An 8,595-nucleotide genomic window follows, 5' to 3' on the forward strand; every position below is an offset into this window, starting at 1 on the left:
ACTTTGGCCGAATCGCCTGATCAGCTGCCTGCTGACGACGAACCATCCCACACCTCGCTGATCACGAGGTGTTGCGACGACCGATTGAATCCGCCCTGCGACCCCGCGTCCGAGTGATGTATCAACTCGCCTATTTCGTGCGGGAATCCGTCCCGGTCGCGTTGCCACAGGGCCATCTCCAGGGCGTCCAGGACGAGCCTGGTCTCCTTGGTGGTGGAGGTGGACCAGCCGACGATGCGACGGGAGAAGGTGTCCACGACGAAGGCGACGTGGACGACCCCGTTCCAGGTGGCGACGTGCGTGAAGTCGGCGACCCAGCAGCGGTTGGGGGCACTGGCGACGAAGTCGCGGTCGAGGAGGTCCGGGGCCCGCTCGGCGGCCTGATCGGTGATCGTCGTGATCACCTTCCTGCCGTGGACGGCGCCGGTTGTCGGCGTACACATCAACGTCGCAGCCGCGTACGGATATACCTGCTCAACCCCCGGCCGGACTGGTCAAGGTCAAGGGAACCTGATGGGAGGTTGCGCTCTCAGCAACGGGCTCTGGGCGCACGGTGATGGGTCGAGCGGATGAGGACGGAGACCAGGGCGGCCAGGTCTGCCGCGCCGACGGCGTCGTCCGCGTAACGCGTGGTCTGCAAGGGGCCGGTCTGATCCAGCCGAACTCCCTCCAGCTCCAAGACGTAGGCGAGGGTGAGCATGGCGAGGCGGGCGTTGCCATCCGGGAAGGGGTGAAAGAAGGCGACGTCCAGGTAGGCCCTGGCCGCACGGGAGGCCAGGGGGACTCTCGGGTCGGCGCTATCGCGCAGACAGTGCTCAAAGTCCCGCTGGGTGTGCGGCGTAAGTGCGTAGCGTTCACGGCCGCCCTTGGCGAACGCATCGCCTTGTCGGAACGACACCTCGGGCTGGCCGAGGACAAGCCGCTGCCATTTAGCCAGAAGCACGCAGGTGAGGGGGCGCTTACGGGAAGCGTCGGTGCGCGATTGAGCCAGCGCCGCGAGTAGTCGGTCGCCTCGAGCCGGATTCGAGGAACGGCCTCCCGCATCGCACCAGGTGCCGAGGCCGTCCACGGTCGCCTCGACCGGGGCCGGCGTCTCACCGACCACTGAAGCCCAGTCGACCTGGTTCCTGACATGGCACCAGGCGGCCAAGGCGTCAGCGGTCACGGTAAGGCTGCTCTCCGGTCAGGCCTACGGCGAGATCCTCTCCTACGGAGTCGACCAAGGTGCGCGACGGTTCGGTCCAGCTCTTGAACCGTCCACCAATCGCAGTGTCGACCGCTTGCTTCGCAGTCTCCAGCCCCATGCCCGTGGAGGAGAGGAACCACGTGAGAACAGTGCCGCAGAGGCCATACCAGCCGCATTCGGCACCCGTGCGGTCCACTACCACCGTCACCAGTCGGGTAACCGCCCGTTCCAGGTGCCAACTGCGCTCCTCGGCATCCGCCCCGGCGGGCGGCGCCATCTGCCCGAACCGCTCGGCCAGCTCCTCCAGCCAGTCGCGCCACTCCAGCAGTGACGCGACCACCTTGGCGGCCGTCGCTGTGGGCTCGCCCACGGAATGGGAGGTGCAGCACCAGTTGGTGACGACGCCACCACCACCGCCCTCGCCGACCGCCCAATGCCATCCGCAGGCCCATCGGCCGTATCGGGCTGCCAGAAGCGCCGTGACCTCGGTGGTAAAGCGATGTCTCTCATCCCACCCGGCACCGGCAGGAGGAACCATCGAGGCGATCGCTGTGGCGACCTGAGAGCCCTCCTCATCGTCCCAGTCGAAGGCAATCAGGTCGGGATCGACGGCAGACCACGGCAACCAGGCCGGGGCAAGCTCGTAATTGACAGCCGTGACGTTCCTCCAGAACCGGGCAGGGCAACTCACCGATTGTGCCAAGGGGCTCGCGGCTTTGTCACACAAGTTTCCGGCGCCGCCGATCTACTGTCATGGCGCACAGTGCGACGCTGCCAGGCCATCTGCTCCACGCTATGCGGCGGCACTCGACCGGGCACGTTCACCTGTACGCAGGTGAGCACTTCGAGGTGTACGCCGACACCGGTGATGCCGAGCTCGCGCATGAGGCGCTCGACGGTGCAGCGGGCCACGGCGTGTTCCTGCCGGTTCAGCTCGCGCCAGATCTTCCGGGCTCCGTAGACGCGGTAGTTGGACGTGTAGACCTCCTGGATCCGCTCTTTGAGTTCCTCGTCGCGCGCCTTGTCGGCGACGAACGGGTTCAGGTGCGCGGAGACGATGGCGAGCGGGGCGGGCAGGCCGACGTCGAATACCGCGACGCCGAAGCCGTGCAGCGTCTCCTGGGCGAAGTCGGTGTTCCAGTGCGTCCAGCGGCCGAGTGTCGCGCGCCGGTAGAGGAGCGTCGGCGGGATACCGGAGCGGGACGGCGGGATCGGCACCCCGTCCAGGTCCAGGTCCCGCATGGCCACCCCGAGCTGCCGGTGACCGTACTTGTACCAGTCGGCGGCTTCCTGGACCAGGACAGCATCGACGTGCCGGGCGCCGACCCGCTCGGCCGCGCTGTTGATGCGCTCGGCCAGCTGCGGCCAGCGATGGTCCGGATCCCCCGCCCCGGTACGGAGGCCGCCGAGTCCGAGGTTCTGCACCGCGATCGTCAGCTCCACGCGCTCTCCACTTGTATCTGATGCGCGCCCCGTCCGGAAGATCGCTCGGACGCCCCTGGCACCGTAGCCACACCCCCCGCCCATGGGCCGATCACCCCAAGTCGAACGGGTTCCTGAGCGAGCGTGGTGAGCCGGGGTCACGTCATGGTGCCGGGCGCCGGCCTGTGGACAGAGGACGGAGAACTCTCCCCACCCCCATTCGCCATCGCGGGTGTGCACCGGAGATGATCCTGACAGGATCACCCCATGCAGGACTCCGCGTTACTCATTGCCGCGCTCACTGGCATCACGGCCATCCTGGCCAGCTGGGTAGGCAGCAGGGGCAGTGCACGGGCGGCCCAGATCCAGTCCGAGACGACTCGAGCCGCGCAAGAAGCGGGAAGTGCGAGGACCTCGCGACGATCCGCGTATGTCGAGGTAATCCGCAATGCGCACATGATGGGGGAGCGATTCATCGATGTGCTTCCGGCCGTGGGCTGGAGCGAGCCCGCGGCTCGGACCTCCGCTCTACGGGAGGTGCAACAGCGTCACGCTCAGCATCACGCGGAAATGATGCGAGCGATCCACACAGCGCATTTGGAGGGCCCGGACGATGTGGTAGGGGCAGCAGACCAGTTGGAGAGGGCATCCATGCGGGTCTACCTTGCGATCGATGCAATGGCCGAAGAATCAGCGGTGTTCAGCCCTGACTTCGACGAGAGCTATCACCAATTCTGGGACGCGTTGCGGAATTTCACATCGGTAGCCAGGCGAAGCATTCACCAAGCCCGCAGTTGATGTCGAACGCGTTCATCGCCCCCTTCCAACGGCTGGTCCACCGCTTGCTGCCCTTCCCGGTCGGTCGAGGGTGAAGGGCGGCAGGAGGCGGCGCTCCTGCCGCCTCGGTACGGCCAACCAACCAACCGGCTCAGGCGCCGAGGTGAGGAGGCCTCACTGACGAATTCAACAGGGGCAGGGCGACATCTTCATGAGTCGTCCGCTCTGCGGCGTGTCAGTGCTTCTTGCACTTCTTGTGATGTCCGCCCTTCTTGCACTTCTTGCCAGACCCTGCGGGGTGATTGACGTACTGGTCGGTGACGGAGACCCGATGTGTGACCGCGGCCCGGATCGTGGTGGTGGCCGGCTTGATCACCATGTTGCCGACGTCCACCTCGTGGCGCTGCGAACGCACGGGACGGAGTATCGGCGGGAGGTGCCGGAGAACTTTCCGCCCGTGCTGCCAGTATTTGCCGGCCGCCGCCCAGAGGCAGATCGCTCCGTGGCGAGTCCTCCAATAATTTCGCGCGTTGCATGGACCGCACATGCTTCGAGATGAGCCGCCGTCTGAGCTGTTCCGAGTTTCGTAGCGGCTGGTTTGTGTGGTTTCAGGCGGCGTTCGCGGTCGCCTGGGATCGGTAGTGCTGGGCTTCGAATTCCCCGGGCGGGAGGTAGCCGAGTACTGAGTGCAAGCGCTCGGTGTTGTACCAGCCGACCCACTGCTCGATGCCGGTGCGGGCTGCGAGCGCACGGGCGAGGCCCGCCTGCGGCAGGAGGGCGGGCGCGAACCCGGTGCGCAAGGGGCGGCCGTGGGGTCTGTATGACCACTGTGCCGTCTCATGGTTCCCGATCGCCGCGGTAGCCGCCATCGTCCTCGGCCTCCTCGTTTCCCGCGACGGAGAATCGTGCGGTTCTGCGCGAACTCCCACGGGGTAGCCAGCGTCTCCAGCGATCATGAGGGAACGTGTTGAAGTACTGAGTGGTACCGGGGTGGCCCTGGCCGGTGGTTTCGTCGGGCTGCTGGGATGGGCCGCGGACGCCGAACTCCGGGCGCGCACCGGATTCGAAGCGGGGCCGGACTGGAGCGTGCTGTACGCGGAGCTTCCGCTGACCGTCTTTGTCGGAGTGGCAGCTGCTTTGTCAGCGTGGTTGCTGCCCCGACGTTGGATGATCGGACCGTCCGTTGTCGGGTACGCAGGCCGCGTCACGCTCGTCGCTATAGTGCTGGCCGGATTCTGGTTGGCCGTCCAAGGCTGGTACGTAGGACCACCCGAGTCAGTGCCGGACCACAAGCCCTAGTTAGAGGTCGTTTTCTCCCGGCGTTTCATCCCGTGGATTGTGTTTCGTCCTGGGATGTTGGGTCGCGCCAGGACACGGTGGTTTCCCCGGTGAGGCGGCGGGCCAGGAGGTCGGTCATGGCGAGGTGGATCATGGCTTCGGAGCGGGTGGGCAGGGCTTCGTAGTCGCGGACCAGGCGGCGGTGAAGCATCAGCCATCCGTAGGTTCGCTCGACGGCCCACCGCTTCGGGATGGGGGTGAAGCCCCTGGTCCCGGGCTTGCGTTGGGTGATTTCCATGTCGATTCCCAGGGTCGCGGCGTGCTCGACGAGGTGCTGGCGGTAGCCGCCGTCGACCCAGACCTTCCGGATCGTGGGGTGCTCGGCAGCCACCGTGTCGATCAGGCTGGTGCCGGCGACGGAGTCCTGGACGCTCGCGGCCGTGACCAGGACCGCCAGAAGCAGGCCGAGTGCGTCCGTCACGATGCTTCTCTTCCTGCCGACGCTCTTCTTGCCCGCGTCCGTGCCCTGGCTCGTGGCGGGGACACTGGTGGAGGTTTTCACGCTCTGTGCGTCGATGACGCACGCGGACGGTTCGACGTTGCGGCCTTCGTGTTCACGCAGCAGGCTCCGCAGCAGCCCGCCGAGCTGGGCGAACACGCCGTCCTTTTCCCACTTGGCGAAGTAGCCGTAGACCGTTTCCCAGGGCGGGAAGTCGTGGGGGAGGTAGCGCCACTGCACTCCGGTGCGGTCCACGTAGAGGATCGCGTCCAGGATGGTACGCAGGTCGTGCTCGGGTGGTCGCCCGATGTCCAGGGCCCTGCTGCGGCGCTCGCCCCGCCAGTCGGTCAGGACCGGTTCGATCAACTCCCAGCGGGCATCGGACAGATCACTCGGATACGGGCGGCGTTCAGTCATGCTCTGGACGTACCGCTCAGGGCAGCCCACGCCCAGGCGTGCGGCACCGACAACGGGAGCAAAGCCAATGCGCCCTCCCACCCTGGGATGAAACAGGCTCAAGACATACTCCGCCCCACCCGTCACCCCAGAAGAGCACCTTCGAGCCACCCGCCTCAGTGGCCTCAACCGTCCCCCACTCACGCACCGGTAGAATCGCTATCTTTCAAAACGAATTGCAGGAAAACGACCTCTTAGGCCCACCTCGCCGACCAGGCCGAGCAGACCCGGGCGCAGATCGAGCATCTCACCGCCCGCCTGGCCGAACTCGACACCGAGATCACCGAGCTGCGGATTACCCGGAAGACACTGCTGGGCATCGCGGCCGACCTCGCCACCGAGCCTGAACCCGAACAGGCGCTCACGATACCGGCCGTCCCCGAGCACCCCGCCTACCAGCAGATCCTCACCGTCTTCGCCGACGCCGACGGCCCGCTACGGTGCCGCGACCTCTGCCAGGCTCTGGACCTGCCGATCATCGCGAAGAACACCGAAGACATCCGGTCCAAGCTGAAACGCCTGGTCAGCTGCGGCCTCCTCGCTGAACCCGAACCCGGCCTGTTCGCCCAGCCCCGCCCGTGGATCCCCCCGCTCCACCCTGACCAGCACGCCTCCCCCAACCCCAGTCGTGAACCGGACATCAAGCCTCATGCCGCCCTCTCATATGGCTCGCACCCACCCCAAGTGTTTCCCGTACAGCCATCCCCCCGTAGATTTCTGGCTGTTGTTACTTTCATGGTGCTCCGGCAACGTCCTCAACATGTCTGAACAACTTTTCCCGATGCCGGAGTCCGAGCTCGGCGACAGACCAGAAATGACGACCGGTACCACCCGCCGTCGGTTCCTCCAGGGCGCGGGGGGCGCCGCCGGGGCGCTGGCGCTCGGCGGGACCGTCGGGGCGGGCGGCGCGTACGCCGCTTCGAAGCCCAGGTATGTCTTGCCGAAGGGCTTCCAGGGCGACATGTCCGACCTGAAGCATGTCGTGATCCTGATGCAGGAGAACCGGTCTCTCGACCACTACTTCGGCACGTTCCCCGGTGTACGCGGCTTCAAGGACAAGCAGGCGCTGCGGTTCCAGGACGGCACTACCGTCTTCCAGCAGAAGGGTGACAACGGCAACGTCGTCACCCCGAAGGCCGACGACGGCACCTGGGGCAACGACCACGGAGCCTGGGGCGACGTCAACCACCGCAAGTGGGACCTGTGGGTGCAGCACAACGGCGCCAGTTGCATGAACTACCACAGCGACGCCTACATGAACTTCTACCATTCGGTCGCCGCCCAGTACACCATCGCCGACCAGAACTTCTGCTCTGAGTTCGGGCCGACTGACCCCAACCGAAAGTACCTGTGGAGCGGTACTGCCAACAGCGAGACGGGCAATAGCGATGAGTCCAACTACTCCCGTCCCTGGATCACGGTGGCCGAGCAGCTCCAGCAGGTCGGCATCGACTGGCGGCTCTACTCCGACAACAGCGGCAACGGGCGACAGGGTTACATCAGCACCTGGGTCGGCGACTACGGCGACAACGAGCTGAAGTACTTCAAGGGATTCGACCCGGAGGGGCTGAGCACCGACGACCCGAAGTTGCGGCCGGGCACCGGGCTGATCTGGCGCGGCAACGCCACGTACTACTCCGGCATGACCTCACCGAACGACGACTCCGACGAGAACCTCGACGCGGTCCTCAAAAACCTCCATGACGCCTGCCAGCCGGGCGCGGAACACCCGCTGCCGGCAGTCTCCTGGATCGTGGCGCCGTACGGCTGGTCCGAGCACCCGGACGCGGACACCCTGCACGGCGAGCGCTACGTCAAAAAGACGCTCGACATCCTGCAGAGCAACCCCGATATCTGGAACCACACCCTCTTCATCCTCAACTACGACGAGAACGACGGGAAGTTCGACCACGTGCTGCCGCCGTGGCCTGAGCCGGGCACAGCGGGCGAGTACGTCGACGACTACCCGCTCGGCTTCGGTCCACGAGTGCCGATGCTGCTGGTCTCGCCGTGGACCCGCGGCGGGTACGTCGCCTCGGAAGTCTTCGACCACACCTCGACGATCAAGTTCCTCGAGACCTGGGCGGCCCACCTCGGCAAGCCGTTCCAATGCCCCAACATCAGCGACTGGCGGCGCTCGATCGCGGGCGACCTGACCAGCGCGGTCGACTTCGCCCACCCGCAACCTGGGCCGGCTACCTTCCCGGACCCGCTCGCCGAGCAGCCGGTGTCGATCAACGCCGACCACATGAAGCCGCGCCCGCTGACCTTCCATCCGCACGCGGTGGTCTCGGAGGACCGCGCGTCGGGGACGGTCACCGCCACGATGGCCCTGACCGGCGGCGCGAAGGGCAAGGCCGTGAGCTTCCAGGTCTTCCCCGACAAGTACCAGGCGTTCTCCAACACGCCGTTGACCGTCACCGCGCGCAAGCCGCGCGAGTACACCTGGGACACCAAGACCACCGACGGCAAGTACGCCTTCTCGATCTACTCCAACGACGGCTTTGTGCGCTCCTTCGCCGGTCAGGTCACGCCAGCTGGAAGGACCGACGGTGGCCTCCCGCGCGTCGAGGTCGACCTGCTGAAGGGCTCGGGCACCAAGCGCGAGGCTCAGGTGAAGCTCACGCTGCACAACGACGGCACCAAGCCGGTGCGCTACACGCTCACCGCTAATGACTACCTCGGCCGTACCCAGAACGTCACGGTGGACGGCGGCAAGACGAAGGTCGTCATGTGGCCGACCCAGCAGGGCTACTACGACGTGGTCATCACCGTCGACACCGACACCGCCTGGACTCAGCGGTACGCCGGCCGGATCGCCACTGCCGATCAAGACTGATCGACTAGGACATCCGTGGCGGGGGGGGCCGGCGGCGGGGGGGGCCGCCCCCGCGTGGGAAATAGGGACGATAAAAAAAAAACACACAACACCCACAACAAAAAAGAACGTGAAATGAGTTTGGCTTGTGACGGAGGG

Annotated in this window: 10 protein-coding genes and 1 pseudogene; 3 read left to right on the forward strand and 8 right to left on the reverse strand. The window is 66.1% G+C overall.

The genetic code is table 11. From position 1 onward, the window contains the following. Positions 1–20: 20 nt before the first annotated feature. The 4 genes and pseudogenes from ACFVYE_RS43430 to ACFVYE_RS43445 all read right to left on the reverse strand — a co-directional run. The gene (locus tag ACFVYE_RS43430; protein ID WP_389608966.1) at positions 21–404 is read right to left on the reverse strand and encodes a DDE-type integrase/transposase/recombinase; all 384 of its coding nucleotides are present in this window, start codon (positions 402–404) and stop codon (positions 21–23) included. A 125-nt stretch (positions 405–529) separates the two neighbouring features. Continuing rightward, positions 530–1,165: a Fic family protein gene (locus ACFVYE_RS43435; RefSeq protein ID WP_389608968.1), complete on the reverse strand. Its 636-nt coding sequence runs from the start codon at positions 1,163–1,165 to the stop codon at positions 530–532. Further along, positions 1,155–1,811 carry a hypothetical protein gene (locus ACFVYE_RS43440; RefSeq protein WP_389608970.1) on the reverse strand — a complete coding sequence of 219 codons (657 nt, stop codon included), beginning with the start codon at positions 1,809–1,811 and terminating at the stop codon, positions 1,155–1,157. Before ACFVYE_RS43440 ends, ACFVYE_RS43435 begins: the two co-directional genes overlap by 11 nt. A 233-nt stretch (positions 1,812–2,044) precedes the next feature. Next, positions 2,045–2,203, reverse strand: a pseudogene (locus ACFVYE_RS43445) (IS3 family transposase); the annotation flags it as partial. A gap of 672 nt (positions 2,204–2,875) precedes the next feature. Here ACFVYE_RS43445 and ACFVYE_RS43450 point away from each other — a divergent pair. Further along, positions 2,876–3,406 (forward strand): hypothetical protein, encoded by a 531-nt coding sequence (locus ACFVYE_RS43450; RefSeq protein WP_389608972.1) that lies wholly within the window; start codon positions 2,876–2,878, stop codon positions 3,404–3,406. A gap of 214 nt (positions 3,407–3,620) precedes the next feature. Here the strand turns inward: ACFVYE_RS43450 and ACFVYE_RS43455 are convergent, their stop codons facing one another. After that, complete coding sequence (locus ACFVYE_RS43455; RefSeq protein ID WP_389608974.1) at positions 3,621–3,800, reverse strand: hypothetical protein; 180 nt, start codon at positions 3,798–3,800, stop codon at positions 3,621–3,623. A 193-nt stretch (positions 3,801–3,993) separates the two neighbouring features. Further along, entirely contained in the window at positions 3,994–4,254 is a 261-nt protein-coding gene (locus tag ACFVYE_RS43460) for an integrase core domain-containing protein (RefSeq protein ID WP_389608976.1), read from the reverse strand. An 85-nt stretch (positions 4,255–4,339) separates the two neighbouring features. On the opposite strand from ACFVYE_RS43460, the gene ACFVYE_RS43465 reads away from it, so the two are divergent. Further along, entirely contained in the window at positions 4,340–4,684 is a 345-nt protein-coding gene (locus ACFVYE_RS43465; RefSeq protein ID WP_389608978.1) for a hypothetical protein, read from the forward strand. Between the two features lie 25 nt (positions 4,685–4,709). Here ACFVYE_RS43465 and ACFVYE_RS43470 read toward each other — a convergent pair whose 3' ends face one another. Then, positions 4,710–5,579: an IS5 family transposase gene (locus ACFVYE_RS43470; protein ID WP_389608980.1), complete on the reverse strand. Its 870-nt coding sequence runs from the start codon at positions 5,577–5,579 to the stop codon at positions 4,710–4,712. Positions 5,580–5,777: 198 nt separating this feature from the next. Beyond that, positions 5,778–6,005, reverse strand: a complete 228-nt coding sequence (locus ACFVYE_RS43475; protein ID WP_389608982.1) for a hypothetical protein — start codon at positions 6,003–6,005, stop codon at positions 5,778–5,780. Between the two features lie 373 nt (positions 6,006–6,378). Between ACFVYE_RS43475 and ACFVYE_RS43480 the strand changes: the two genes are divergently transcribed. Continuing rightward, positions 6,379–8,457, forward strand: a complete 2,079-nt coding sequence (locus ACFVYE_RS43480; protein ID WP_389608984.1) for an alkaline phosphatase family protein — start codon at positions 6,379–6,381, stop codon at positions 8,455–8,457. The last annotated feature ends 138 nt before the right edge of the window (positions 8,458–8,595 follow it).

The organism is Streptomyces sp. NPDC058239 (genome assembly GCF_042882185.1).
GTDB lineage: Bacteria > Actinomycetota > Actinomycetes > Streptomycetales > Streptomycetaceae > Streptomyces.